We start from the raw sequence: 25142 nt of genomic DNA, 5'->3' as shown, positions 1-25142 counted from the left end.
CGGGGACGCCTCAGGCGCCGACGGTCCCGTCGATCCCTTCCCGCAGGAAGTCCGCGTGGCCGTTGTGCCGTGCGTACTCGTGGATCAGGTGCAGCATCACGAGCCGCAGTGAGACCTCCTCGTCCCACCTGGCCTGGTACCCGGTGACATCGAGCGACTCCGCCTCGCGCTCGATGCGGCGTGCGTGCCCGACCTCCGCCTCCCATGCGGCGAACGCCTCCGAGCGCGTCGCGGTCGTCGCGTCGTAGGCCACCTGGTAGTCGCCCTCGTCCGACCAGACGAGCGGGATCTCCTCGGCCGCGATCACCCGGCGGAACCAGGAGCGTTCCACCTCCGCCATGTGCCGGACGAGTCCCAGCAGCGACAGGGTCGACGGCGGCATGGACTGCCGTCTCAGCTCCTCGTCGGAGAGCCCTTCGCACTTCATGGCGAGTGTCGCCCGGTGGAAGTCGAGGAACGCCCGCAGCATTTCGCGCTCGCCGCCGCGTACGGGTGGGCCGATACGTGTGTCTTGCGTCATGGGGGCACCGTAGGCCGGTAGTGCATGCCCTCTTCAACCGGTTTCCGCTGGACCGCAGTCGGTCGGCGCTTCACATGGCCGAAAACCCTCCCTTGTTGGAGCGATGGACCCCCTCGACAATGCGCATGACAAGTTCGGAGCAGCTCCGGACTGCATGTCGTCAGAGGGGACCCCCACATGAACAAGCCTCTCGTCGGCGCGCTCCTCGCCCTCACGCTCACCGGAGCAGGGGCCGCGCCCGCGATCGCGTCAACTCCCGCCGAGAACACCACCGCCACCCCATCCGCCAAGGCGGTGGCCGCGGTCAACTTCGCCGGGACCGTGTCGCTCAGCAACTGCTCCGGCTCGGTCGTCCGTATGCCCGGCTCGGCATCGTCCGACCCCGCCCTCGTGCTCTCCAACGGCCACTGCCTCGAGACCGGCTTCCCCGAGCCCGGCGAGGTCGTCGTCAACCAGGCATCCAGCCGTTCCTTCGGCCTCCTCAACTCCTCCGGGACGCGAGTCGGCACCCTGCGCGCGAGCAAGGTCGCGTACGCGACGATGACCGACACCGACATCTCGCTGTACCAGCTCACCAGCACCTACGCGCAGATCGAGAGCCGCTACGGCATCAAGGCCCTGGAACTGAACGCCGCACACCCGACGGCGGGCACCGCCATCAAGGTGGTCTCCGGCTACTGGAAGCGGATCTACAGCTGCAACATCGACGGCTTCGCGTACAACCTCAAGGAAGGCGACTGGACCTGGAAGGACTCCGTTCGCTACACCTCGTCCTGCAACACCATCGGCGGAACGTCCGGCTCGCCCGTCATCGACAACACCACCGGCAAGGTCGTCGCCGTCAACAACACCGGCAACGAGGACGGCGGACGCTGCACGGACAACAACCCGTGCGAAGTGGACGAGAACGGCAACGTGACGGTCCGCGAGGGCATCAACTACGCCCAGCAGACCTACATCGTCGTCCCGTGCGTCGGCACCGGGAACAAGATCGACCTCACCCGGCCGGGCTGCACACTGCCCAAGCCCTGAGCCCGTCCGCTTCGCTGGTTGGTACGTCCGTGCGCGAGGCGTACCAACCAGCGATCCGGAGAAGGCCTGGGCCCCGGGCCGGTCAGAAGAACGTACGGATGTAGTCCACGACCGTTCCGTCCGCCTCCACCAGCGGAATCAGCTGCCACTTGTCGAACGACGTACACGGGTGCGACAACCCCACGCCCACCCAGTCGCCGACCTCCAGATCCGCCCCCTCCTCCGTGCGCAGCCAGGTGTGCTGGTCGGACAGACCCGTGACGGTGATGCCGTCGGCGGGGCGCACCTCGCCGGTGCGGGCGTCGCGGACGACCTGGGCATCGGGGAGGTCCAGGTCGTGGGCCGCGTCGCGCTTGCCCGCGTTGGTGAACGCCTGCTGTGGGGCCGGGCGCGAGACCACCTGGGACCAGAGGCGGAACGCGGGCTCGAGGGCGCCCTCGTCAGGGACCCGGTTGAACGGGGTGATGCGCTCGTAGTGTCCCGAGTCGTGTGAGACGTACGCACCGGAGCGCAGCAGCTTCAGCACCGGGCGGGACAGCTCCGGGAGCTGCGCGAAGACCTCGGCGACCGTGTCGAACCAGGCGCTGCCGCCGGCGCTGACGATGATCTCCTCCGTGCCGCCGAAGCGGCCGTCCTTGTCGAGCCGGGCGGCGAGCGCGACCAGGCGGTCCAGCCAGTCGCGCACCCGCTCGGGGGTGGCGTCCGGGACCTCGCCCTCGTAGCCCGCGACGCCCACCAGACGCAGGGTGCGCGTGGCCGTGACGGCCTCGGCGATGGCCGCGCAGTCGGCTTCGGTGCGGGCACCCGTACGGGCGCCGTCACCGGCGGCCAGCTCGATCACGACGTCCAGGGGGCGACGACAGTCGCTGAGGGCCTGGTCCATCAGCTCGACTCCGCGCACCGAATCCACGTAGCAGACGAGCTGGAAGCCGGGGTCGCGGTCGATTTCGTCCGCGAACCAGCGCAGGGCGACCTCGTCGACCAGCTCGTTGGCGAGGAAGATCCGCTGGATGCCGAAAGCGCGGTAGACCCGGGCCTGGTGCGGGACCGCGGCCGTGATGCCCCAGGCTCCGCGCTCCAGCTGGCTCTCGAAGAGCTGCGGCGCCATGGAGGTCTTGCCGTGCGGGGCGAAGGCGAGTCCGTGACGCTCGGCGTAGGTCTCCAGGAGGGCCAGGTTGTGTTCCAGGGACTCCGCGGACAGCGCGAGCACGGGGGTGGTGAAGCCTCCGGTGAACAGATTGCGGCGCTGGGCGGCCAGCTCCCCGACGGACAGTCCTTGGGCATCCGGGGGAAGCGCCTTGAACCGGTGGTCGACACGCTCGTCCGCGAGCCGGGCGACGGGGTTGGTCATGAGGTGGGCCTCCTGGTGGTGCGGTTGCCGCCAGTATCCGCATCCACCCGGGGGTAGGGGCAAACGAGGTGCCCGGACAGCCGTCGCCTGCCGACGGCTGCCCGGACGCCAGGCCCGCTCATTCACACAGGCCGCACCGGCGTCAGCCCGTGCAGTACTGCTGCTCCTTGCCGATCGACCGGTACATGCAGTCCGCGTTCTCCAGGAGCTGGAGCACCGCGTCGCGGTTGCGGCTGGTCTCGCGCTCGATCACCTCGTCGGCCGGGTAGAAGCCCCCGCCGAAGATGCTGGTCGGGTACATCTCGAACGTGTACGAGAAGATCTTCTGGTTGCCCCACAGCCAGTCGTCGATCGAACCGTCCGTGATGTACAGGTCGCTCGCCTGCTCGGGCGTGTAGCCGTTGCTCGCGGCCATCTTCTGGCCGACGGTGGCGAAGGCGTCGCGGTCGTCCTGGGTCATGCCCGCGGCGGTGTTGGCCGTGGTGTAGCCGTAGGGCCAGAGCACCAGCTCGCTGTAGGTGTGGAAGTCGATGCCCGCCTTGATCTGCTGCTTCCCGCCGACGATACGGGAGCGGGTGAAGTCGGCGACGACCTTCACCTCGGGGGCGGACTCGGCGGACTTGCCGCGGTAGGTCTCCGAGCCGGTGGAGCCGGATGAACCGCCACAGCAGCCCCACTTGTAGTTCCAGTTGCGGTTCATGTCCGTACCGACGGAGGACGAACCCGAGTTCGGCTGCCGGTTCTTGCGCCAGCTCCGGTAGCGGCCGGTGGCGATGTCGTACTCGCCGCCGTCGGGGTTGAGGTCCGGCACGATCCAGATCTCGCGGCCGTTGACCGCGTTGGTGATCCTGGAGTCGGTCCCGTAGTCGTCGCCGAGCTCACGCAGCAGATAGAGCGCCATCTCGACGGTCAGGTGCTCGCGGGCGTGCTGGTGGTGGGTGAAGAGGACTTCGGGTTCGTTCTCGTCCGTGGCGACGTTGTCGCTGACCTTGATCGCGATGATGTCGCGGCCTTCGTAGGACTTACCGATCACCCGCTTGCTCATGATGGCCGGGTGCGCGGCGATGCGCTGGTCGATCTCCGCGCTCATCTCGGCGTAGTTGTGGTACTTCGCGTCGGCGGACGGGAAGTCGAACGCCTTGGCCGTCGCGCCCTCGGCGGTGCGCGCGGGCGGGGCGGGCAGGAGTGCGAGCTTGTGGCCGCTGGCGCGCAGCCGCCTCGCCTGGGCTGCGGTGGCGCTGACGACGAGGGAGTGCTCGTCGGCCTCGTCGATCGACACGCCGGTCGCGGCGATCGCGGTGCGTTCGGCGACGGTGGACGGGCCATGGATCTCGTACTGCCTGGTCTGCTCCTCCTGGAGGGCCACGGGTGTGACGTGGTCCCGGCCGGGGGAGGGGGCGGAAGCGGCGGTGGCGGTGAAGGGCGCGGCCACGGCGAGCGCGAGCAGGGTCGCGAAGGCGGCGGACCGTGTGGCTGACCTTCTGCCACTGCCGCGGATACGAAGTCGCATGCTGGCTCCTGGGTAGGGAGTGTGGGGGTTGCTCTGCGACGTGCGGGTGTGACGGGCACATGGTGAGGGTGTGGCATGCTCCGGTCAAGTGCCTTCGCCGGCCATTCGACTCATTCGGCCATTGGGTCATGAGCTCGACGACGAGTGGGAAAGGCGGAACCTCGACCATGACGGACACCCAGGCGGAAGGCGCGCGGACACCGGCGGCCCGGACCCGGACCCGCAAGGCGAGTTGGCAGCATATCGGCGCCGGCATCGCTGTCGCGGCGACCGGCGCGCCGGTGCTGTGGACGCGGCAGGGGCATGAACCACCCAGGCGGTAGGACCGTCATACTGGCGCTCATGATGTACGGCGGCGCCCACCACCCGGACCAGCAGCACCCCCGGGGCTTCGGCCCCCCGATCCCGCCGCAGCCGGGATACGGAGCGGGCTACGGGCCGGGCGCCCCGTACGGAGCGCCGCATCCCCCCGTCCCGCAGGCGCCCGTGCCGCATCCCCCCGTCCCGCAGGCGCCCGTGCCGGACGGCCCGGAGTTCATCGCGCACGACCGCCAGAACTCCGTCATCGTCGACATCAACGGCGTGGCGCTCGAGATCCAGGGCCAGACCATGGAGTTCCCCTGGTCCGCGATCGCCACGGTCCACTTCGCCCCCGCCCCGTTCGGCACCGTCCTGATGGTGGCCGTCTCACACGCGAGCGGGCTGCTCTACGAGTGCCGCATCACCGCCCGCCGCCAGCCGCAGCTCCAGCAGTGGCTGGCCGGGATCGGCCCCGTACTCCACTACTACCTGGCGAACCGGCCTCCCGCCTACTGACCCACCTCCCGGCCTGCTGACCCGCCCTCCGCCGTCCTCCGTCCGGGCGTCCTTGTCACGGCGTTACGCGGCATTTCATGCCGCCGCGTGTGCTGCCGGCCGCGGATGATGAGACGTAAAAGAGGAATCGTTAATTCGCGCGCGCATTACAGGAGTTAACTCGTGACGCCTTCGTCCGGCTTTGCCTGTGTGCAAGTCGTGCGTGTCCACCCCCGGAGATCAAAGGGTGTTCTCTGCGCCGTGTGACGTCGATAGAGTGCGGGGGCAGGAGCACGAACAGAGAGCCAGCGAGCACGGCAGTTGCCGGGAGTTCCGGCGGCTGGAGCCGAACGGGGAATGAGCGTGCCGACCGCAATAGCCGTAACCAGTGCTGACCTGGTGCTGCCGCCAATGGATCAGCACACGCCCACGGCGGCGCTGGTGCCGCCGCCCGACGTGCAGCCACTGGACGCCGCGCTCGCGGACACGCAGGTGCTTCTCGAACAGCACGGTCATCTCATCGTGCTCTACCCCGACTCCATTCCGGCCGCTCATGAGCGAAGACTGCACACCGTGCGTTCCGTACTGGAAAGCGATCGTGTCGCCCTGCTGAAACTGGAGCTGCCACCACTCGGGATCGCGGTCCTGGTGCGGCAGCTGAGACAGCTCTCCATCTGCGACTTCGGTGCCGGAGTCGTGGCCTCCGCCGCACGGCTGCTCTCGCACTACATCTACGCCGGGGCGGTGCTCAACTCGGTCGCCCGGCTCGACCGGGTACCGGTGAGCCTCAGGTCGCACGCCAAGTCCTGGGTGCCCGGAACCCAGTTCGGCGTGCTCGCCAACCCCGTCCCCCAAGTGATCAGGATCGGCGGTGAGGACAAGCTCCCGGGCCCCGAGTTCGGTACCGAGCTCCTGGTCGCGCAGGGACAACTGCAAAGTGACTGGGTCACCTCGACCCTGGCTCCCGAGTGGCGTGTCCTGAACGCCAAGCAGGCCGTTCTACCTGCTGATTCGGCACGTTGGTGGGGCACCGCAAGGATGATCGAATTTGCTGCGTTTCTTCCGGACATCTCCGTGGTCTACCAGCTCGTTGCGTCCGTCCGGCGGGAGAGGTGCTCCTGGTGCGGAATCGAACTCATCGGGGATCGCTGCGGATTCTGTTCCGCGCCTCTTCTGCGACCGGAGAACCAAGCGCACGGGCAGGGTGTCATGAACCACGGAACACCTTTGCCACACGGGTCGTAGCTGCCCGCGGCGGGTCGATCGGGCAGGCGACGGGACAGCCCCGGACCCGGCCCGAACCCGGTCCGCCAGCACCGTCTGCTCCGTCAGTCCACGTCTCCCATCGAGGTTGTCCCGCCCATGAATTCACGGCAACGCCGCGGTGTCATTCTTCTCCTCCTCTCGATCATCTGTGCTTTCGCCGCGTTCATCGGCGTGGTGTCGGTGATCAGCGATGTGAATTCGAAGGTCGGACCCGAGGTCACGGCGTATCGCGTCAAGTCGGACGTTCCTCCGTACACGGCGCTCCAGGCGGTTCAGTTCGAAAAGATCTCGATGCCGAAGCGCTGGCTCTCGCAGAACGCCGTGACCGACATATCGGTGATCGACGGCAAGATCGCCGTCACCCAGCTCAGGCAGGGCTCGCTGCTCCAGGACGACATGATCGTCAACCGGCCCGAACTGAGGCCCGGTGAGCAGGAGATCGCCATCATGATCGACGCCGCGACCGGTGTCGCCGGAAAGATCACTCCGGGCGACCTGGTCAACATCTACGCCACGTTCGGCGGCGAGGGCGGCCAGGGCGGGAACAAGGCGGAGTCCGCCGAATCCCGCCTCATCGTCCCCAACGCGAAGGTCATCGACGTCGGCAAGCTGACGGCCCTGGAACCCAGGGGTGACGACCGCGACCGCGCGGTCACCGAGGCGGTGCCCATCACTTTCGCCCTGAACACCGTGGACGCCCAGCGCGTTGCCTACGCCGAGTCGTTCGCCGTACACGTACGACTCGCGCTCCTCGCCAAGGGCAGCCCGACCACGCTCCGGCCGGGTGACGGCAAATACACCCTGGACGAGGACAGGGACAAGTGAGGACCGCATGAGTACCAGAATCCTCCCGGCCGTCTCGGACGCCGATGCCGCCCGGTCCATCACCACACTGCTCAGCCAGCTCCCTGAGGCGGATCCGGCAGCGCCGGTCGGCGATTCCACCTCGCTGCTTGACTCCCTCGCCCGGCTCGCGGCCGAGTCGGTCGAGGAGCTCCCCGAGGTCGTTCTGGTGCACGAGCGGATCGGCCCGGTACCGGCACTGGAGCTGATCCGGGAGGTGGCCCTGCGCTTTCCTTCGGTCGGGGTGGTCCTGGTCACCGCCGACGCGAGCCCCAGCCTCTACTCGGCGGCCATGGACTCGGGAGCACGGGGCCTGGCGGGGCTGCCGCTCTCGTACGAGGAACTCGCCCAGCGTGTGCAGGCCGCGGCGTCCTGGTCCGTGGGCGTCCGCCGCCACCTCGGCCAGGGCGGCGAGGCGTTCACCGGGCCCGGTGGAACGGTGGTCACGGTCACCGGCGCCAAAGGAGGCGTGGGCACCACACTCACCGCCGTGCAGCTCGCCCTGGCCGCCCGGGCTTCGGGTATGAACACGGCGCTGGCCGACATGGATCTGCAGGCGGGCGATGTGGCGTCTTATCTGGACGTCCAGTTCCGCCGCTCGATCGTCGACCTGGCGAGCATCCAGGACATCTCGCCCCGGGTGCTCCAGGACGTCGTCTTCAGCCATCAGACCGGCATCGGCCTGCTGCTGGCCCCCGGCGAGGGCGAACGGGGCGAAGAGGTCAGCGACCGTGCGGTGCGCCAGATCGTGAGCGCCCTGCGCAGCCGGTACGAGGTCGTGGTCATCGACTGCGGCACCCAGCTGAACGGTGCGAACGCGGCGGCCATCGAGATGGCCGACATCACCCTCCTGGTGACCACCCCGGACGTGGTGTCCGTGCGGGCGGCCAAGAGGATGACCAGGCTCTGGGACCGACTCCAGATCCGCAAGGCCGAGGAGACGGTCACGGTGGTCAACCGGTTCATCCGGAACACGGAGATCCAGCCGCCCCTCGTGGAGCGGATCACCGGAACGCGCGTGGCCCGCACGGTGATCCCGGCCAACTTCAAGGAGCTGCACGCCGCTGTCGACGCCGGCCGTATGCAGGACCTGGAGAGCAAGTCCACGGTGAAGCAGGCCCTGTGGGGCCTGGCCGGGGAGCTGGGAATCGTCAGGACACCCGAGGGCAGTGAGAAGGCGGGCAAGCTCCGGGGCGACCGGGGTTCCGTCGGGGGCAGGCGCCGGCGCGGCAGCCGGTTCGAGGGGGAGAGTTGACCGATGCGCGTGCTGAGTGCACCACGTGATGTCCACCTCGCCGGAGACGGCCGCGACAGCCGCCGGGGACGGGACCGCGGGCAGATCGCCGTCGAGTTCCTCGGCATGTTCCCGCTGATCGCGATCGTCTGCGTCCTGCTGTGGCAGTGCGCCCTGCTGGGCTACACCTACATCCTCGCGGGCAACGCGGCCGACGAGGCCGCCAGGGCAGGTGCGGTGGCCGAGTTCGCGGCCGACGCCAAGTGCCAGAGCGCGGCCAGGGAGGACCTGGGCTCCTGGCGGCAGGGCGCGACGGTGGCATGCGGCGGCGTCCGGTCCGACGGGCTCTACACGGCCAGCGTCAGGCTGAAGGTGCCGGTCCTCTTCCCCGGCACGGTGAGCTTCCCCCTCACCGCCGAGGGTGAAGCCGCCTTCGTCAAGGAGGGCTGACAGTCATGCGTTCATCCGACCACCGCCGGCGCGACCGTGGCAGCGTGGCCCTCGAGTTCGCCGGGTTCCTGCCGCTGCTGCTGCTGCTCGGGCTCGCCGCCGTGCAACTCGGCATCGCCGCGTACGCCGCCTCGCAGGCGGGCACCGCCGCCCGGGCCGGGGCGCGCGCCGAGACCGACGCCGACTTCCTGACACAGGGGTCATGGGCAGCGCGGCACGCCGTCAGCGGCTGGCTGCAGGACGGTCACGACGAGTTCTCCTACGCGCGGTCGTCCGGCGGTGGCGAGGTGACGGTCACCGTGTCGATCAGGATCCCCTCGCTGATGCCGGGGATCCAGGACTGGGGGCATGTCGAGCGCAGCTCCACCATGCCCAGCGACTGATCCCGGGAGCACCGGTGCAGAGAACGACCGAGGAGTTACGTACATGAGTCTGCGGGCACGCATCACCGCCCCCGAGGAGCGCGGAGGTGGCCGGGACGACGGCCATCTGGTGGCCACCTACCGGGCCAAGCTCCTCGAGGAGATCGACCTCGCGGAGATGTCGGCGCTGGCCGCGGCCGAGCGGCGGGCCCGGCTTGAGCGGGTGCTCGGTCACATCATCAGCCGGGAAGGCCCCGTCCTCTCCGCGGCCGAGCGGGCGCAGCTCATCCGGCGCGTCGTCGACGAGGCGCTCGGACTGGGTGTCCTGGAACCGCTGCTGGAGGACGCGTCGATCACCGAGATCATGGTGAACGGACCGGACCAGATCTTTGTCGAGCGGGGCGGCAGGGTCGAACTGCTCCCGTTGCGGTTCGCCTCCGGCGAGCAGCTCATGCAGACCATCGAACGCATCGTCTCCACCGTCAACCGCCGTGTGGACGAGGCGAACCCGATGGTCGACGCCCGACTGCCCTCGGGCGAGCGGGTGAATGTGATCATCCCCCCGCTGTCCCTTTCCGGGGCCACCCTCACGATCCGGCGCTTCCCCCGGGCCTTCAACCTGACGGAGATGGTGGGCTTCGGATCGCTGGACGAGTCGATGGTCTATCTGCTCGCGGCGCTGGTGCAGGCCAGGCTGAACATCATCGTCTCAGGAGCCACCGGCACGGGTAAGACGACTCTGCTCAACGCACTCTCCGGGCTGATTCCCGAGGGGGAGCGGGTCATCACCATCGAGGACTCCGCCGAGCTCCAGCTGCAACAACAGCATGTGATCCGGCTGGAGTCCCGCCCGGCGAACGTCGAGGGCAAGGGCCAGATCACCATCCGGGACCTGGTCCGCAACTCGCTGCGCATGCGCCCCGACCGCATCGTCGTGGGCGAGGTCCGCGGCGGCGAAACGCTTGACATGCTCCAGGCAATGTCCACCGGTCACGACGGTTCGCTGGCCACCGTCCACGCCAACAACGCCGAAGACGCGATCATGAGGCTTCAGACCCTGGCCTCCATGTCCGAGGTGAAGATCCCCTTCGAGGCGCTGAGCGACCAGATCAACAGCGCGGTCGACTGCGTCGTACAGCTGACACGCAACGCCGACGGCACCCGGAAGATCACCGAGATCGCCCTGCTCGACTCACGCGGCCGGGAACCCTTCCGGCTGGCCACCGTGGCCCGGTTCGACGCCGAGCCGCTGGCCGCCGACGGGCAGGTGCGCGGTGCCTTCCGCCACTTCCCGCTCCCACGACGCCTCGCCGAACGCCTCTACATGGCCGGCCAGCCCATCCCGCAGGCCTTCGGCGTCGCGACGCACGTGGACCAGCTCGCCCTCCGAGAGGCCAGGTAGGAAGACGCGACATGACGAATACCGCTCTGCTGACGATGGGGGCCACGCTGCTGTGCTGCGTGCTCGGAATCATCGGTGTGCACGCCTATGCGACGGGCCGTGCCCAGCGACAGGCACTGGTGGACCGGCTGTCCCAGACGGGCCAGTTGGAAGCCGTCACCGGGCGGCGCAACCGGTTCCGGGGCATCGACCGCAGGCTGCGGCGAACCGCCCTGGGCAGGAAGATCGAGCTCCGGCTCGCCGTCACCGGCCTGGACCTCACCCCCGGAGAGTTCCTCGTCTCCATGCTGACCCTCATCGTCGTGCTCTGGATCACCGCCCAGGCGGTGTTCTCCGCCTTCTTCGGGCCCATCGCCGGACTGCTGGGCATAGGAGTCGCGTTCGGCTTCCTGAACTGGCAGCGCAACAAGCGCATCGAGAGGTTCATCAACCAGCTGCCGGAACTCTCACGCATCCTCGCCAACGCCACCCAGGCCGGGCTCGCGCTGCGCACCGCCCTGTCGATGGCCGCGGAGGAACTCGAGGCACCGGCCGGTGAAGAGCTCGGACGGGTCGCCGACCGGCTCGCCGTCGGACAGTCCATCGACGAGGCACTCGACGAGCTGGCACGACGACTGCCCTCACGCGAACTCGTCGTGCTCGTCACGACCCTGGTCCTGTCCAACCGGGCCGGCGGCACCGTGGTCGGCTCCCTGCGCAACCTCACCGAGACGCTGGAGGAGCGCAAGGAGACACGGCGCGAAGTCCGCACCCAGCTGTCGCAGGTCAACCTGACCGCGTACGCGGTACCCGTCATGGGCCTCGGGGCACTACTGCTCCTGGACAGGGTGATGCCGGGCGCGATCGACCGGATGACGGCCTCGTTCCTCGGTCAGGCCGCGGTCGTCATCGCCCTCGTCCTGTACGGAGTGGGGGTCTTCGTGATCCGACGCCTCTCCAAGATCGACGTCTGACGGGAAGGAGCGGAAACCATGATCGGACTCCTCCTCGCCCTCGCGCTGGCGCTCGCGGTCGCGGGTGCCTTCCTGGGCCTTCGGATGTACCGGGCCGAGGCCAGGCTCCCCGGCGACCTCGCCATCGCCCTGGAAGTCGGCGCCACCCGCACCACGGCCGTCGGGTCCGCCGTCGACCGCCTCGGCATGCGCTACGCGCCCTCGGTGCTGCGCATGATGGGACCCGACAGGGTCAACAAGGTACGCCGGCGGATCGACCTCGCGGGCAACCCCGGTGGTCTGACCCTGGACCGGTACGCCGCACGCCGCGCCGTCTACGGATTCCTCGGACTGCTCGGCGCGCTCGTGATGCTGCTCCGCGGTCAGACCTTCCTGGCCCTCTTCATGATCGCCTTCGGGGCCTTCTGGGTCGAGGTCGGGATCTACGCGGCCATCCGCCAGCGCAAGGACGAGATCGAGCGCACACTCCCCGACTTCCTCGACGTCCTCGCCGTCGTCGTCAGCGCAGGACTCGGATTCCGGGAGGCCCTGGAGCGTGTCGCGGAGAAGTACGCGGGGCCCTGGGCCGACGAGCTGCGCATCACCCTGCGCCAGATGGACATGGGAGTGAGCCGCCGGCAGGCCTTCGAGGAGCTCCGCAGGCGCAATGACTCCGAGCAGGTGGCCCAGTTCGTCACCGCGCTCCAGCAGGGCGAGGAGCTCGGCGCCCCGATCGTCGACACCCTCATCCAGATCGCCAACGACATGCGCCGTACCGACGCGCAGAACGCCCGCCGCCGAGCGGCCAAGGCCGTTCCCAAGGCCACGCTGACCATCACATCGGTCATGGTCCCCGCCACCATGATCCTGCTCATCGCGGCGTTCGTGTACGGCGCCGACGCCGACTTCAGCTCCATCGGAGGCTGACATGACAGCCGAGGGGGAACAGCAGTGGCGCTGCACTTAGGGAGGATCGGCGCGGGCCTCGGAACGGGCCCACTCACCCGTGCCGCCGACGGCCCGGACCGCACACCGACCCTGGCGATCCAGATCAACGCGCTCCAGGCACTGTGCCGTCAGGTCTTCGGCTTCCGGCTGGCGATGATCGCCCTGGCCGCCCCGCTCGCACTCGGAGCGGCGAGGGCCGGACTCGCCACCTATCTCGTCGCATCCGCCGTGCTGGTCACCTTCATGGGCTCGTACGTCCTCTTCCGCGACTGGGAACGGTTCGGCCCCCTGCTGCTGCGCCACCCGGCACTGCTGGCCGTCGACGCCCTCTTCGGCTCCCTGCTGCTGATCACGGCAGGGCCCGACAGCACTCTGGGCTATGTCACCATCTGCACGCCCCTGCTGGCCGGGCTGGCCTACGGATGGCGCGGAGCGGGCGTGTTCGCCTGCCTCCAGGCGCTGATCCTCTTCGCCGTTCACGGTGCCGACTCCGGCGCACGTGCCACGATCCACACCTCCCTGCTCCTGCCCGGGCTCTGTGTCGTGGCCGGCGCGGCCGGTGTGACGCTGCGCAATCTGCTGCTGCGCTTCGGATCGGCCAGCCAGGCGCTGACCGAGGCGCGGGCACGCCTCGCCGTCAACGAGGCGGTGGGCGGCGAACGAGCCCGGCTCGCACGCGAGATGCACGACTCCGTGGCCAAGACCCTGCACGGTCTGGCACTCGCCGCCGACGGCCTGGCCACTTCGGCGGACCGGATGGATCCATCCACCGTCAGGCACCAGGCCGAGCTGGTGGCCCGCTCCGCGCGCCGGGCCGCGGCCGAGTCCCGCGAACTGCTCAGCGATCTGCGCCGGCAGGGCGACCTCCAAGGCACGGGCATGGACATCGCCGCCGAACTGACCTCCCGGGTCTCGGACTTCCAGCGGCGCACCGGCATCACCACCCGGCTCCGGCGCACCGGAAACGCACCACTGCCGCCCGTGCCGTACGCCGTCGCCCGGCAGATGCTCAACATCACCTCCGAGGCACTGGAGAACGCCCACAGGCACGCCCACGCCACACAGGTGACCGTGGAGACAGGGATCGTCGACCGGGCACTGCGTATCAGCGTCCGGGACGACGGCCACGGACTGCCGCCCGGCACCACACTGGAACAGCTCCGCAGAGCCGGGCACTTCGGTCTGGTGGGCATGGTCGAACGTGCCGCCGGGATCGGCGCCCGGATACGCATCGGCCGGGGCCGCACCACTTCAGGCACCGAGGTACGCCTCGAGCTGCCCGTCGCCGCGATCCTGCCCGCCGACCCCACGGCGCCCCCCGCTGTCGAGCGGTGAAACCGACCCACCGTCTCCCGAGAATTCCCACGACACCAGGTCCACTGAGAGGAGGCCCCAGGATGCCGGACGACGTCTCCCGGACTTCGGGGCAGCAGCTCGTCCCCCCATCAGCCCAGTCCTTCCCCGCCCATCCACAGATGCCCGCTGCCCGGACGCCTCTGCGGGTGGTCATAGCCGACGACAACCCCGTGGTGAGGGCGGGCCTGACGGTGCTGCTCGGGGGGCGCGACGACATCCAGGTCGTGGCCGAGGCGGTGGACGGCCAGCAGGCCCTGCACGCCGCGGAACGGCACCGGCCGGACGTGATCCTGCTCGACGTCCGCATGCCCGGTGTCGACGGCATCTCGGCCCTGCCGCATCTCGTGCGCGCGGCACCCGTGATGATGCTGACCTACAGCCGCGAGAGCGAGGTCGTGCGGGAGGCCCTGCGCCTGGGTGCCGGGGGCTACCTGGTGCACGGCGAGTTCACGGCCGATCAGCTCATCGCGGCCGTACGGGACGTGAAGGAAGGCCGCGCCCACTTCACCGCCACGGCAGCCAACGCCCTTCTCGCACAGCTGCGCGGCGGCGACGCCGAAGCGCCGGGGGAACACCCGCTGCCGGATGGTCTCGGGGCGGCGTACCACGGTGCTCCCCGGGGCGGGGACCAGGGTGCGCAGCTGCCGGGCGTACCCCGTCAGCACATGCCAAGTGTCTTGACTTCCACCAACTCGGGTGAAAGTGCTTCGCATCTGCAATCGAATGTGGCACAGTCTCTGCCGCGGCAGGTGACCGCGCGGGACATCCGGCCCCCGGATCCCCAACCAGCTTGCGTCCAGGCGGAGTTCGGTCTGAGTTCACGGGAGGTGGAGGTGATGGACCTGATCGCGTCGGGTATGAGTAATCAGCAGATCGCCGCCGCATGCTTCATCAGTGAGAAGACCGTCAAGAACCACATCAACCGCATCTTCGCGAAGCTTCAGGCCGTGAGCAGGAGCGAGGCCATCGCGGTGTGGCTGGGAACGTCACACACCGGTACCGGATCAGGAAGGGGGTGACCTGCTGTGGCCGACCGTACGGGCAGCCGGCGTAGCCGCCGGGCCCAGGCCCCGGCAGTGAGGGCCCAGCTCGTGCTTTGGGTCTGCGATTGGGCCCTGGGGCCCTCTTCTGGGTCCCCTTCCCCGGCGTACGTTTCCCGTGTCGAAAGCGGCACCGGCCAGGAGGAAGCCGGTAACGCCGAGTACACCCAAGAGACTTACGCGTCGGCCGGCATGCGGTCGGCCGAACCCGGAGGGGAACACCATGTCGAACGAGACGCTGCTGAAGGCCGCCGTCGACACCCAGATCCGCATCAACGGGTGGAAGAACACCGTCGTCAGCCGCATGACCGACCGCGAGCGGTCCAAGGGCCAGACGGCGCTGGAGTACCTGGGCATCATCATGGTGGTCGTCGTGATCATCGGCGCGATCGTCGGTACCGGGATCGGCGGCAAGATCACGCAGAAGATCAACGAGCAGATCGACAAGATCAAGGCCGGCTGAGCCGACTGCCGAACCGCACGTCGCAGGACCGAGGGCAGGCCTTCCCCATCTATGTCGTGATGGTGGCGGGCCTGCTCTTCCTTGCGTTCGCCTTCTTTGCAGTCGGCCAGGCGTCCGCGAACCGCAACGGCGCGCAGGGCGCTGCGGACGCCGCCGCTCTGGCGGCGGCCCAGGACGCCCGGGACAAGCTGGCGGGGGCCTGGCTCGACGACTACCTCACCGATCCCACCAAGTGGCAGGACGTCTTCGACGGCAAGCTGGGACTGGAGGGGAGTTCGTGTCCCGCGGCGACCGTGTTCGCCGAAAAGAACGGTGCCGATGTTGATCGATGCGTCCCGTTCTGGCGGCCCGAGCTGGGTTACCAAGTTCACGTCAAGTCGCAGCAGCCAGTGGGTAAGTCCATCATTCCGGGGACCGAGGCGACGTTCGGTACGGCCAGCGCCAAGGCCGTGGTCAAACCCCTCTGCACTTTCAAGCTGCCGGAGGACCTCGAAATCCTTCCCAGGCTCAACTGCAAGACGGGTAGCTGGGATCTTGAGGACAGTCTGACGGGTCTGCCCGATGCCAAGGATCTCTTCGACGTCCAGTTGGTTGATTGATGAGCGAACGACAAGCAAAGGAAACGTCACTCATGAGCATTCGGCATACTTTGAATGCCCGCAGAAGGGTGATTGCCGTGGTGATCACCGGTGCCTTGGCCCTCACAGTCGCCGGTTGCGGCGGTGGCGAGGGGACGAAAGGGGAATCGGGCTCGTCGGCCAAGCCCGCCGACAACGGACAGGCAAAGCCCGGCAGCTCGAACGCGCAGCCGGACGCGGACCAGGTCATTGCCACGGTCAAGGGCAGGGACGGCATGGTTCTGACGGTCAACTCGATTCAACGGGACTCCGGCGGCTTCGTCACGGTGAACGGGCAGGTGGAGAACACGGGAAGCGCGGCCTACTACGCCACGACCGAGTGGCGTGGTACCGAGCAGGAATTGCAGGGCAGCGGTCAGTCCGTCGGTGGTGCCACACTCGTGGACAAGGTCGGCAAGAAGCGCTACTACGTCCTGAGGGACACCGAGGGCCGCTGCCTGTGCACAGCCGGATTCACTCAGGTCGACGCAGGTAAGAAGCTCCCCGTGTTCATGCAGTTCCCGGCCCCGCCGGATTCCACATCCGAAGTGGACTTCCAGCTTCCGTCGTTCCCTTCCGCCACCCTCAAGATCGTTGGATGAGGGGCGAGATGACTTATTCCGGAATGCGTAGACCATCCTCGCGTCTCTTCGTGAGTGCTCTCAGTGCTACCGCCGTTCTGGCGGCATCACATGTCCTGATGGCCACTGAGGCACGAGCCGATGACAATCCGAGCCTCCCACCCGGCACCGACACCTCCGCAGAACCGCCGGTCAAGGTCGACCCCGACTCCCCGGGCCTGAGAATGGTGGACGGCGCCACCCTCGCCCCCTCGAAGGTCCTGGACATCAAGTCCGTCGTCGAATCCCAGGGGGGAGAGGAGCGTCGCGAGGACACCAACTCGGACGTCAAGTTCGCCCTCCAGGCCGAGGTGCTCTTCGGCAAGGACAGCGCGAAGCTCGGCAACGCCGCGAACGCCCGGATTCAGGCCATCGCGGATGAGATCAAGAAGCAGGACGCGAAGAAGGTCCGCGTCTTCGGCTTCACGGACAACCTCGGGTCGTCCGAGCACGGGGACGTGCTGTCCAAGCAGCGCGCCAACGCCGTCCACTCCGTGCTGACGAAGGCGCTCAACGACGCGGGAATCACCTACGAGGTCCGCGGCTACGGCGAGCAGTACCCGATCGCGGACAACTCGAACGAGGAAGGCCGAAAGAAGAACCGCCGCGTGGAGGTCTCCTTCCCGCGGGGCGAGACAGACTCCACGAGCTGACCCGGTACGGCTGTGCGGCAGCGGGACAGCCGCTGTGGGTTGCCCTGGCCTGCCCGGCCAGGGCCGCTTCCGCGGGGCGGCCGGGCTCCGGCGTTCCCGGGTCCACTCACACCCATCCCCGCAACGCCACGAATCCGTACAGCAGCCCCAGCGCGAACACCCCGAGGCCCGCGGCGAACGCGGCCGGTGCCAGTGCCGGTCCCCAGGTGCCCGGGCCCGCCACCGTCGCGTGTTTCTCCGGTGCGGCCGGGTCGTAGGAGACGCGGACCGGTGCTCCGGGCTCGAAGCCGAAGGGGCCGGGAGCGTCGGTGAATTCGATGTCCCGGCCGTCGTGTGTGCGGAAGGCGAAGACGTACTCCGTGGCATAGCGGCGGTCCATCCCCGGGCCGCGGTCGACGGTCCGGCGCCCCGCGCACCGGCCTTCGGTGTGTTCGCCGTGGCGGACCAGCCGCAGCACTCGACGCAACCGCAGTGCGGACCGTACGGCGAACCCGCCGAAGAGGAGTCCGAGCAGCAGCAGGAGTGTGGCCCCGCCGCCCGGGAGGATCTGCATCGCTGCCTTCCTTACGCCCAGGACGGGCTACTTGACGGTGATCGACTCCACGAACGTATCGAGTTCGCCCTCGCTCAGGGAGCCCTTCACCGCATTGATCCGCACCAGGAAGGGCACGCCCTTCGAATCGACCCCGGCGACCATGACCCCCGTCATCCGGGTGCCCTTGCGGGGTGTCCTCTGCTCCCCGCTGGAGGTGAACTCGTAGCCGATACGACGCGCCTGCCGGGCGCTCTCTTCGCCGCTGAGCCGCACGTCGGTGGTCTCCTCGCGGGTGGCACCGAGACCGATGACCGCACCTGCGGCCGTGGCGGCCTCCTCGGCGCTGTCGACCCCGGTCGCGAAGTCGAGCTGGACGGACACCATTCCGGTGCGCAGTCCGCCTTCCTCCTTGAGGGCCACCGCCGCGTTGTGCTTGCTCCGTTCGGCGGCCGGCTGCTCCCGGTACCCCTTCTCCTGCGGGTAGCCGACGCTCAGGCTTGTGGTGTCAAGGCTGCCCCAGCCGCCGGGGAGGGCCGCCTTGGCATCCCCCGAGCCCGTGCCGCAGCCGGTGAGGAGGGGCAGTGCCGCTAGGGCGAGCACGGCTGCTGTCGAGACGGGGCGGCGGATGCGGAAGTGCTTCATCGGTCCGGTGTCCTTACTTCGCGCAGTAGCTGTACGGCAGGTAGGAACGCTTGTCGCCCTGAGGCGCGCCGAGGAACTCGGCGTTCGTCAGGGTCTCCTTCTTGTGCTCGTCCGATATGGAGAACCCGAGACTCATGCCCATCGAGACCTCGAAGCCGAACTCCTGGGCGTCCGTGTCGCCGAGATAGGTCAGAGAGCTCGACAGGCCGTCCTCGAACATCAGCTGCTTGAAGGGATCGTTCCCCGCGGGCTTCTGCTGGAGCGACTCGTCGCCGAACATGTACTCGAACGGGGTCGTGTTGTCGCCCGATCCGTCGAGCCACTGCTCGGCGGTCGCCCGCTTCCCCTCCGTCGCCGGGTCCGTCTCCTTGCCGAAGACGATCGAGTTCGTCTGCACCTCGATCCCGGTCGGCCCGGAGGAGTCGTTGACGCTGCCCTTGCCCTTCTTCTTGTCGTCGCCTTCCTTGCCGTTGTCGTGGCTCACGTCGGTCTTGTCCGACGTGGCCGTGCCTTCCTTCGTCCGGGTCATGTCGATACGGACCAGTTTGCCCGTCTTCTGGTCGCGGGTGACCGTGATCGTCCCCGTGTAGGTGTCCTTCGCCCCGGACGTCCCGCCGAGCGGCCCGGCCTCGCCGCTCACCTTGCCCTCGACCTCGAGCTTCGCGGTGTACGTGTACGACTCGTTGCCGTTGACGTCGTCCTTGGTGATCGTCACATCGGGGGAGAACTTCGCCTTGCCACCGAGCTTGGCACCGAGCTTGGCGTCGTCACCGGCGCTGATGCCGAGGCCGCCGTCGGCCTGAGCGTAGAGGCCGATCGTCGAGTAGGAGATCTTCTTGTCGCCGATCTGCTTCTCGATGGCCTCCTTCTTCTCGGCCCACTCCTTTGCGGCGTACCAGTTGCCGCCGCCGTAGCCCGCGCTGTGCTTCATCGAGGTCTCCCACATCTTCATCTCCTCGATGTCGTCACGCATCTTCTCGGCGTCCGCCTCGCTCTTGAACACCCAGGTGTCGCCGTTGGTGACCTTGATGCCGCCGCCGAGGTCGACATCGGCCTTGCCGTACTTGCCGAGCTTCACGCCGGGCGTGCTCGCGTTGACTCCGGCCGATGCCGCGTCGGTGAAAGTGAGGTACACCAGTTTGTCGTTGCCGTCGACCTTCCCGTCGCCGTTCACATCGGTGTTGGCCTGGGCGACCTTCTGCTGGAAGCCGTACTCCTCTCCCCACTCGAACCAGCCGATCTTCACCTTGCCGCCCGCCGTGTCGGAGACGCTGGAGACCTGGCACAGCTTCGGTTCGTAGTCGGCGTCGGTCTTGGGGTGGGCCATGCCGTCCGGACCCGTGGCGCAGCCGCCGCCACCGGAGCCCGTGAGGGCCGAGACGGCGCAGCGGATGCGGTCCCCGACCCGGCCGCCGATGCCCGCTGCGGACACCGCGAGGATCACGGCCACCACCACGACGGCGACCCCGAGGTACTCGAGCGCGGTGGCGCCGCGGTCCCGCCAGGCGTACGGAACGTGCGCCGACGGCCGGTCGTCCGGGCCGCGTCCCTCCACCAGCCGGTCGAGGACCAGACCCGCGGCGGCGCCGGTCGCGAAGCTCACGGCCGGCATGAAGACGCCTTCAGGGGCCAGGACTTGCCAGGTGACCGCGTAGCCGTAGGCGAGTGCGACGAGGGGCACCGTGAGGGTGGCGGCGAGCCGGACCGGAAGGGAGTCGCGGCGCGGCTCGGGAAGCAGGCGGGCCGCTGCCAGCACGGTCAGGGTGATGGTGAGGATGCCCGGCACATGCAGGAGTGCGAGACGCCAGGCGAAGGCGTCGAGCCGCTCGGAGGTGGCGAGGGGTTCGAGGAGTGCCCTGGCGAAGAGCAGACCGCAGACGAAGTACACGACGATGGCGGCTGCCCAGCTGCGTACCAGGGCGAAGAACCGCCCGGAGTCCCCGGGCTCGTGCCGTCCGGGTGGCGCGATCCCGGCACGTCCGCGGGCGCGTTGCCAGTCGCCCCCGCTTCCGTCCTGGTTGCCCCATGCTCCCCCACCGTTCACCGCGCCACCCCTCCGTGTTGCCGGTCCCTGCCGTCCACGGCGCGCCACGGTCCTGCCTCGTACGGTCCGCACATGAGTCCTGACCTGAGCCCCTGCTGTCTGCGCGCGGCGTGAGCGTATGGGCGTGGAGGAGCGGTGGCATGGGCCCTCGGCCCCAATCCCGGGCCCAATTGACGGCGTTCTGCCAACCGCTTCCGTGAGGGGGCCGGCCGTGGGTCAGCGGCCGAACGCGGTTGGTGGTGGCGGCGCCCTGACGGGGTGCGGTGGAGAGCGGGTACGGGTCGGGGGCTGAGCCGCCCGGTGCGGTCGCCCGAGGCGCCCGCGTGAGCGAGTGACCGTCCCGGACATAATCGACCGCATGTCCCACCAGCCCGCCCCCCTGACCGCCCGCCTGCGCCGCTTTCCCGCCGCCCCCGCTCTCCTCGGGTACGCGGCCGTCCGGCTGACCGGCATGGCGATCCTCGCCATCGCCGCGACGGCCACCGGCAAGGACGGGTTGCACCGGCTCAAGGGCCGTTGGGACGCCGTCTGGTATGTCCGGATCGCCGAGCACGGCTACGGGTACGAGGTGACCCTCCCCGACGGGAGCGTCCACTCCGACCTCGCCTTCTTCCCCTTGCTGCCCGCCCTGGAGCGAGGCGTCTCCGAGGCTCTGCCGTTCCTCGACGCGGCGACCGCAGGGCTGGTGATCGCCTGGGTCGCCGCGTTCGCCGCCGCCTGGGGTGTCTACGCCGTCGGGGCACAGGTCGCGGGGCAGCGGGCCGGGGTGCTGCTGGCCGCGCTGTGGGGGGTGTACCCGACCGCGTTCGTGCAGTCGATGGCGTACACGGAGACGCTGTTCACCGCGTTCGCCGCCTGGTCGCTGTACGCGCTGCTGGGCGGCCGATGGATCACCGCAGGGGCGCTGTGCGCCCTGGCCGGGCTGACCCGGCCGTCGGCCGCCGCGCTCGTCGCCGCCGTCGGGATCACCGCGCTCGTACGCCTGGTTCAGGGTGGCCTCGGGGCGCTGAACTGGCGGCTGGCGGCAGGCGTACTGCTGTCACCGCTGGGCTGGCTCGGTTACGTGGTCTTCGTGGCCGTACGCGAAGGCAGCCCGACGGCGTACTTCGAGGTCCAGGCGGCCTGGGGCAACAGCATCGACGGCGGCGTGGCCCTCACCCGGTTCGTCGGGCAGCAGCTCACGGGGCCGGCGCCGCTCGCCGGGGTCGGGCTCATCGCCGCGCTCGGGCTGCTCGGCTGGGTGGTGTGGCTGTGCGTGCGCCAGCGGCAGCCGCTGCCCGTGCTGGTGTACGGCATCGGGATCGTGGTGATCTCACTCGTCGGCGCCGCGTACTTCGGATCCCGGCCGCGCCTGATCATGCCGGCTTTCCCGCTGCTGCTGCCCCCGGCCGCGGCCCTCGCGCGGCTGCGGCTGCGCACGGCCGCGGTGGTCATGGCCCTGCTGGCCGTGGCCTCGGGCGTCTACGGGGCTCTCACCCTGCTCGGGTCGGGCCCGCCGTAAGGGGCGTCACGGGCCCCGGGGCCGCCTGCGAGGACGACCCCCGACCAGGTCGAGCTGCCCCGAGAGCCGTCGGCTCAGCTCCCGACCGACAGTTGGACGCCCGGCCGCAGGCCCCAGCGTTCCCACGCCCCCGCCTCGGCCTCCAGCACATGGCGGGCGCGCACCCGCGGCATGCCCAGCCTGCCCGGCTTCATCGTGCGCATGCTGATGACGCGCAAGTGCTTGTCCAGATAAGCCACATCGATGGGGAACCGCATCCGGAAGGTGTGCACACTGCCTGCCGGGGTCAGCATGATCGCACCGTCGATACCGTCCCGGCCCAGCAGGCCGCGGGTCCGTGCCCGGTACGAGGCCGCGATCACCAGGTCCACCGGGGTCTCGCGCCCCGGGATCCTCAACTCGCCTTTGCCGTCACGCCAGATACCCATGGGCGTAGACCGTAGTCCGAGTCTCCCGGTGCGGACAGGGCAGCGAGGACAGTGGGTCCCCGGGCCCATGACCGGTGCGCGATCAGGTCCTAGGCTCGGGCCGTGGACATCGGGTACACCATCGCGGTCGTCGCCGCCGCTCTCTGGGGTGCCGGGGCCGGAGCACTGCTGCCGCGCGCCGCGTACCGGCTGTCGGTCGAGCCGGAGGAGGCGTGGCGGGACTCCTGCCCGTCCGGGCATCCGATCGCCGGGGTCGCGGGCGGCTGGCTGGGTGCGGCCCGGTGTGCGGACTGCGCGGTGTCCGTGGCGGCCACGCCGGTTCCGGTGACCGGGGCCCCCCGCGGCGACGGCTCCGGTGCCGAAGACCTCCGCCCCGTCGGCGAATACCGCGGCTCCGCGCTCGTTCCCGCCGTCACCGCCGCCGTCTGCGGCATGCTCGCCGCCACTGCCGGTGTCCGGCCCGAAACCGCCGTATGGGTGCTGCTCGCACCCGTCGCCGTGCTGCTGGCGCTCGTCGACCGCCGCGTGCACCGGCTGCCCGACCAGCTGACCCTGCCCCTCGCGGCCGCCGCCGCGCTGCTGCTCGGGGGCGCGGCGCTGCTACCGGGCGCCGCCGGCTCCTTCACGACGGCGCTGCTCGGCGGACTCGCACTCGGCGGGGCGTATTTCGTGCTCTTCCTGATCAACCCCAACGGCATGGGGTTCGGCGATGTGAAGCTCGCGGTCCCGCTCGGGACCGCCCTGGGCTGGTACGGCTGGGAGATGCTGTTCGCCGGCGCCTTCGCCGGATTCCTGCTGGGGGCTGTCTACGGCTTCGGACTGGTGCTGCTGCGCAGGGCGAGCCGCAAGTCGGCGATCCCGTTCGGGCCGTTCATGATCGCGGGGACACTGATCGGCCTCCTGCTGGGAGCGGTGCCGGCCGGGTAGGCGACGCCGCCGCTCCAGCCCGGGAGCACCCGACCCAGGGGCGGGGTGAGGGGAAGTGACGACGCGGGCTGATCCTCAGAGTTGGCCCGGACAGGGCCTAGCATGCGGCCGTATGCGGACATTCTTCGCCAATGCGACGGTTCTGTCGGTGGATACGCGGTCGACCGAGGCCCGCGCCGCACCGCCACGGGAGGGCGCCGGCCGCGCGGCGGGAGCCCTTCTCCACTGGGGCTGGGCGACGGCGCTGTTCCTCCTCTACACGACCGTCGCCGTGCGCCGTCATCTGCTGCTGCGCACCACCGGCTACGACCTCGGGATCTTCGAACAGGCCGTACGCGGCTACGCCCACTTCCGGGCTCCCGTCGTACCGCTCCGCGGCGAGGGCTTCAACCTGCTCGGGGACCACTTCCACCCGCTGGTCGCGATGCTCGCCCCGCTGTACCGGATCTGGCCGTCCCCGCTCTGTCTGCTCGTCGCACAGTCCGCGCTGCTCGCCGTCGCTGTCGTCCCACTCGCCCGCTGGGCGGACCGTTCACTCGGCCGGCAGGCCGCGCACATCGTCGCGTGCGCGTACGGGATGAGCTGGGGCATCGCATCGGCCGCGGCGTTCGACTTCCACGAGGTGGCACTCGCCGTGCCGCTGCTGTCCTTCGCCTTGGAGGCACTCGGGCGCCGGCGCTGGCGGCAGGCGGTGGTCTGGGCCGTGCCCCTGCTGCTGGTGAAGGAGGACCTCGGGCTGACCCTCGCCGCGGTCGGCGGGTACATCGCCTGGAAGGGGCCACGCAGGCTGGGCATCCTGACCGCGGCCGCCGGGCTGATCGGCAGCGCGATCGAGATCAAGCTGCTGCTCCCGGCGTTCAACCCCGGCGGCGGCTACGCACACGGGGCCAATCTTGCCGAGGCGCACGGCTCCCTGCTCGCCACCATCGCGTTCGCCCCGCTTGATGTGCTCCGCCCCGACGTCAAGGCGATGACCCTCGTACTGGTCTTCGCGCCGAGTGCCCTCGTCGCCCTGCGCTCGCCGCTCTCGCTGATCGCCGTGCCCACCCTGGGCTGGCGGATGCTCTCCGAGAACGTCTTCCACTGGGGCACCGCCTTCCACTACAGCGCCGTGCTGATGCCCGTCGTGTTCGCGGGTCTCATCGACGCCCTCACCCGCTACCGGGAGGCCGCGCCCGGCCAGCCGCTCGCGGCGCGCCATCTGCGGGCCTCGTTGCTGACGGTCATCGGCGTGACGGTGGTGCTGCTGCCGTCCTTCCCCCTCGCCCAGCTGGCCCAGCGCGCCACCTGGCGCTCCACCCCTCATATCGAGGCCGCGCAGGCGCTGCTGCGGCGGATCCCGGACGGTGTCACGGTGGCCGCGTCCAACCGTCTGGTGCCCCAGCTCACCTCGCGCTGCGAGGTGGTGGTGTTCCCGACCTGGCCGGTCGAGGGGCATCTCTACGAATACGAGAGGACGCGGCTGCCCCGCCCCACGGCGCAGTGGATCATCCATGACCGCAGCGCCCCGGAGGCCTGGCCCTACAAGACGGGCCACTGGCCCTACCCGATCGAGCAGCAGCTCGCGGAGCTGGAGGCGGCGAAGCGCTCCTACGGGTATGAGGTCGTCGCCGAACGGGACGGCATCACCCTGCTGCGCCGCCGGTCCTGACCGGGGTCCTCACCTGACCG

26 protein-coding genes are annotated in these 25142 nt (G+C 69.4%); 19 read left to right on the top strand and 7 right to left on the bottom strand.

Translation table 11 applies throughout. The features are described from left to right. Positions 1-10: 10 nt before the first annotated feature. Entirely contained in the window at positions 11-520 is a 510-nt protein-coding gene (locus tag ACFV6V_RS15770) for a DinB family protein (protein ID WP_385564673.1), read from the bottom strand. Between the two features lie 177 nt (positions 521-697). Here ACFV6V_RS15770 and ACFV6V_RS15765 point away from each other — a divergent pair, with 177 nt between their 5' ends. Then, the gene (locus tag ACFV6V_RS15765) at positions 698-1552 is read left to right on the top strand and encodes a serine protease (RefSeq protein WP_385564670.1); all 855 of its coding nucleotides are present in this window, start codon (positions 698-700) and stop codon (positions 1550-1552) included. 82 nt (positions 1553-1634) lie between these two features. Here the strand turns inward: ACFV6V_RS15765 and ACFV6V_RS15760 are convergent, their stop codons facing one another. Next, on the bottom strand, positions 1635-2903 hold the full coding sequence (locus tag ACFV6V_RS15760) for an amino acid deaminase (protein ID WP_385564667.1): 1269 nt from the start codon (positions 2901-2903) through the stop codon (positions 1635-1637). A gap of 142 nt (positions 2904-3045) precedes the next feature. Next, on the bottom strand, positions 3046-4413 hold the full coding sequence (locus tag ACFV6V_RS15755) for a M14 family zinc carboxypeptidase (protein ID WP_385564664.1): 1368 nt from the start codon (positions 4411-4413) through the stop codon (positions 3046-3048). Between the two features lie 342 nt (positions 4414-4755). Between ACFV6V_RS15755 and ACFV6V_RS15750 the strand changes: the two genes are divergently transcribed. The 15 genes from ACFV6V_RS15750 to ACFV6V_RS15680 all read left to right on the top strand — a co-directional run bounded on the left by ACFV6V_RS15750 (position 4756) and on the right by ACFV6V_RS15680 (position 17394). Further along, complete coding sequence (locus ACFV6V_RS15750) at positions 4756-5229, top strand: hypothetical protein (RefSeq protein WP_385564661.1); 474 nt, start codon at positions 4756-4758, stop codon at positions 5227-5229. Between the two features lie 390 nt (positions 5230-5619). Then, entirely contained in the window at positions 5620-6453 is an 834-nt protein-coding gene (locus ACFV6V_RS15745; RefSeq protein WP_385564659.1) for a hypothetical protein, read from the top strand. Between the two features lie 117 nt (positions 6454-6570). Next, positions 6571-7299, top strand: a complete 729-nt coding sequence (gene cpaB / locus ACFV6V_RS15740; RefSeq protein WP_385564656.1) for a Flp pilus assembly protein CpaB — start codon at positions 6571-6573, stop codon at positions 7297-7299. Between the two features lie 7 nt (positions 7300-7306). Then, complete coding sequence (locus ACFV6V_RS15735) at positions 7307-8572, top strand: CpaE family protein (RefSeq protein ID WP_385564653.1); 1266 nt, start codon at positions 7307-7309, stop codon at positions 8570-8572. Positions 8573-8575: 3 nt separating this feature from the next. Further along, positions 8576-9001 carry a TadE/TadG family type IV pilus assembly protein gene (locus tag ACFV6V_RS15730; RefSeq protein WP_385564650.1) on the top strand — a complete coding sequence of 142 codons (426 nt, stop codon included), beginning with the start codon at positions 8576-8578 and terminating at the stop codon, positions 8999-9001. A gap of 5 nt (positions 9002-9006) precedes the next feature. Further along, positions 9007-9384, top strand: a complete 378-nt coding sequence (locus ACFV6V_RS15725) for a TadE/TadG family type IV pilus assembly protein (protein ID WP_385564647.1) — start codon at positions 9007-9009, stop codon at positions 9382-9384. 43 nt (positions 9385-9427) lie between these two features. Next, complete coding sequence (locus ACFV6V_RS15720) at positions 9428-10765, top strand: CpaF family protein (RefSeq protein ID WP_385564644.1); 1338 nt, start codon at positions 9428-9430, stop codon at positions 10763-10765. Positions 10766-10776: 11 nt separating this feature from the next. Beyond that, positions 10777-11718, top strand: coding sequence for a type II secretion system F family protein (locus ACFV6V_RS15715; protein WP_385564641.1), 942 nt, complete (start codon positions 10777-10779; stop codon positions 11716-11718). A gap of 18 nt (positions 11719-11736) precedes the next feature. After that, positions 11737-12624, top strand: a complete 888-nt coding sequence (locus ACFV6V_RS15710) for a DUF5936 domain-containing protein (protein WP_385564638.1) — start codon at positions 11737-11739, stop codon at positions 12622-12624. A 24-nt stretch (positions 12625-12648) separates the two neighbouring features. After that, on the top strand, positions 12649-13980 hold the full coding sequence (locus tag ACFV6V_RS15705; RefSeq protein ID WP_385564635.1) for a sensor histidine kinase: 1332 nt from the start codon (positions 12649-12651) through the stop codon (positions 13978-13980). Between the two features lie 62 nt (positions 13981-14042). Continuing rightward, on the top strand, positions 14043-15020 hold the full coding sequence (locus tag ACFV6V_RS15700; RefSeq protein WP_385564632.1) for a response regulator: 978 nt from the start codon (positions 14043-14045) through the stop codon (positions 15018-15020). Between the two features lie 244 nt (positions 15021-15264). Further along, the gene (locus ACFV6V_RS15695; protein ID WP_385564630.1) at positions 15265-15504 is read left to right on the top strand and encodes a hypothetical protein; all 240 of its coding nucleotides are present in this window, start codon (positions 15265-15267) and stop codon (positions 15502-15504) included. Then, positions 15501-16103, top strand: a complete 603-nt coding sequence (locus tag ACFV6V_RS15690; protein ID WP_385564800.1) for a pilus assembly protein TadG-related protein — start codon at positions 15501-15503, stop codon at positions 16101-16103. Before ACFV6V_RS15695 ends, ACFV6V_RS15690 begins: the two co-directional genes overlap by 4 nt. A 32-nt stretch (positions 16104-16135) precedes the next feature. Then, positions 16136-16723 carry a hypothetical protein gene (locus tag ACFV6V_RS15685; RefSeq protein ID WP_385564627.1) on the top strand — a complete coding sequence of 196 codons (588 nt, stop codon included), beginning with the start codon at positions 16136-16138 and terminating at the stop codon, positions 16721-16723. An 8-nt stretch (positions 16724-16731) separates the two neighbouring features. Beyond that, positions 16732-17394, top strand: a complete 663-nt coding sequence (locus ACFV6V_RS15680) for an OmpA family protein (protein WP_385564624.1) — start codon at positions 16732-16734, stop codon at positions 17392-17394. A 106-nt stretch (positions 17395-17500) separates the two neighbouring features. On the opposite strand, the gene ACFV6V_RS15675 is transcribed toward ACFV6V_RS15680, so the two are convergent. Genes ACFV6V_RS15675 through ACFV6V_RS15665 form a run of 3 tightly spaced genes read right to left on the bottom strand, consistent with a single transcriptional unit; the run spans position 17501 to position 20615 of the window. Beyond that, positions 17501-17947: a DUF3592 domain-containing protein gene (locus ACFV6V_RS15675; protein ID WP_385564622.1), complete on the bottom strand. Its 447-nt coding sequence runs from the start codon at positions 17945-17947 to the stop codon at positions 17501-17503. 27 nt (positions 17948-17974) lie between these two features. Further along, entirely contained in the window at positions 17975-18571 is a 597-nt protein-coding gene (locus ACFV6V_RS15670) for a hypothetical protein (RefSeq protein WP_385564619.1), read from the bottom strand. 13 nt (positions 18572-18584) lie between these two features. Next, positions 18585-20615, bottom strand: coding sequence for a hypothetical protein (locus ACFV6V_RS15665; RefSeq protein ID WP_385564617.1), 2031 nt, complete (start codon positions 20613-20615; stop codon positions 18585-18587). Between the two features lie 358 nt (positions 20616-20973). On the opposite strand from ACFV6V_RS15665, the gene ACFV6V_RS15660 reads away from it, so the two are divergent. Further along, positions 20974-22116 carry a mannosyltransferase family protein gene (locus ACFV6V_RS15660; protein ID WP_385564615.1) on the top strand — a complete coding sequence of 381 codons (1143 nt, stop codon included), beginning with the start codon at positions 20974-20976 and terminating at the stop codon, positions 22114-22116. Positions 22117-22190: 74 nt separating this feature from the next. On the opposite strand, the gene ACFV6V_RS15655 is transcribed toward ACFV6V_RS15660, so the two are convergent. Next, entirely contained in the window at positions 22191-22544 is a 354-nt protein-coding gene (locus tag ACFV6V_RS15655; RefSeq protein ID WP_385564612.1) for a DUF192 domain-containing protein, read from the bottom strand. Positions 22545-22646: 102 nt separating this feature from the next. Here ACFV6V_RS15655 and ACFV6V_RS15650 point away from each other — a divergent pair, with 102 nt between their 5' ends. Further along, positions 22647-23471, top strand: coding sequence for a prepilin peptidase (locus ACFV6V_RS15650; protein WP_385564609.1), 825 nt, complete (start codon positions 22647-22649; stop codon positions 23469-23471). Positions 23472-23583: 112 nt separating this feature from the next. Further along, the gene (locus tag ACFV6V_RS15645) at positions 23584-25122 is read left to right on the top strand and encodes a DUF2079 domain-containing protein (RefSeq protein WP_385564607.1); all 1539 of its coding nucleotides are present in this window, start codon (positions 23584-23586) and stop codon (positions 25120-25122) included. Positions 25123-25142: the final 20 nt, after the last annotated feature.

Origin of the sequence: Streptomyces sp. NPDC059828, from assembly GCF_042731955.1 — a bacterium.
In the GTDB taxonomy this organism is placed as follows: domain Bacteria; phylum Actinomycetota; class Actinomycetes; order Streptomycetales; family Streptomycetaceae; genus Streptomyces.
This window is presented reverse-complemented; position numbering and strand designations above follow the sequence as displayed.

Coding starts and splice junctions, on each gene's coding strand:
- ACFV6V_RS15730 (WP_385564650.1), top strand. CDS start 8,576: ATGCGCGTGCTGAGTGCACCACGTGATGTCCACCTCGCCGGAGACGGC.
- ACFV6V_RS15660 (WP_385564615.1), top strand. CDS start 20,974: ATGTCCCACCAGCCCGCCCCCCTGACCGCCCGCCTGCGCCGCTTTCCC.
- ACFV6V_RS15765 (WP_385564670.1), top strand. CDS start 698: ATGAACAAGCCTCTCGTCGGCGCGCTCCTCGCCCTCACGCTCACCGGA.
- ACFV6V_RS15755 (WP_385564664.1), bottom strand. CDS start 4,413: ATGCGACTTCGTATCCGCGGCAGTGGCAGAAGGTCAGCCACACGGTCC.
- ACFV6V_RS15695 (WP_385564630.1), top strand. CDS start 15,265: ATGTCGAACGAGACGCTGCTGAAGGCCGCCGTCGACACCCAGATCCGC.
- ACFV6V_RS15670 (WP_385564619.1), bottom strand. CDS start 18,571: ATGAAGCACTTCCGCATCCGCCGCCCCGTCTCGACAGCAGCCGTGCTC.
- ACFV6V_RS15745 (WP_385564659.1), top strand. CDS start 5,620: ATGGATCAGCACACGCCCACGGCGGCGCTGGTGCCGCCGCCCGACGTG.
- ACFV6V_RS15725 (WP_385564647.1), top strand. CDS start 9,007: ATGCGTTCATCCGACCACCGCCGGCGCGACCGTGGCAGCGTGGCCCTC.
- ACFV6V_RS15645 (WP_385564607.1), top strand. CDS start 23,584: ATGCGGACATTCTTCGCCAATGCGACGGTTCTGTCGGTGGATACGCGG.
- ACFV6V_RS15735 (WP_385564653.1), top strand. CDS start 7,307: ATGAGTACCAGAATCCTCCCGGCCGTCTCGGACGCCGATGCCGCCCGG.
- ACFV6V_RS15700 (WP_385564632.1), top strand. CDS start 14,043: ATGCCGGACGACGTCTCCCGGACTTCGGGGCAGCAGCTCGTCCCCCCA.
- ACFV6V_RS15680 (WP_385564624.1), top strand. CDS start 16,732: ATGACTTATTCCGGAATGCGTAGACCATCCTCGCGTCTCTTCGTGAGT.
- ACFV6V_RS15720 (WP_385564644.1), top strand. CDS start 9,428: ATGAGTCTGCGGGCACGCATCACCGCCCCCGAGGAGCGCGGAGGTGGC.
- ACFV6V_RS15760 (WP_385564667.1), bottom strand. CDS start 2,903: ATGACCAACCCCGTCGCCCGGCTCGCGGACGAGCGTGTCGACCACCGG.
- cpaB (WP_385564656.1), top strand. CDS start 6,571: ATGAATTCACGGCAACGCCGCGGTGTCATTCTTCTCCTCCTCTCGATC.
- ACFV6V_RS15715 (WP_385564641.1), top strand. CDS start 10,777: ATGACGAATACCGCTCTGCTGACGATGGGGGCCACGCTGCTGTGCTGC.
- ACFV6V_RS15750 (WP_385564661.1), top strand. CDS start 4,756: ATGATGTACGGCGGCGCCCACCACCCGGACCAGCAGCACCCCCGGGGC.
- ACFV6V_RS15770 (WP_385564673.1), bottom strand. CDS start 520: ATGACGCAAGACACACGTATCGGCCCACCCGTACGCGGCGGCGAGCGC.
- ACFV6V_RS15655 (WP_385564612.1), bottom strand. CDS start 22,544: ATGGGTATCTGGCGTGACGGCAAAGGCGAGTTGAGGATCCCGGGGCGC.
- ACFV6V_RS15685 (WP_385564627.1), top strand. CDS start 16,136: ATGAGCATTCGGCATACTTTGAATGCCCGCAGAAGGGTGATTGCCGTG.
- ACFV6V_RS15710 (WP_385564638.1), top strand. CDS start 11,737: ATGATCGGACTCCTCCTCGCCCTCGCGCTGGCGCTCGCGGTCGCGGGT.
- ACFV6V_RS15675 (WP_385564622.1), bottom strand. CDS start 17,947: ATGCAGATCCTCCCGGGCGGCGGGGCCACACTCCTGCTGCTGCTCGGA.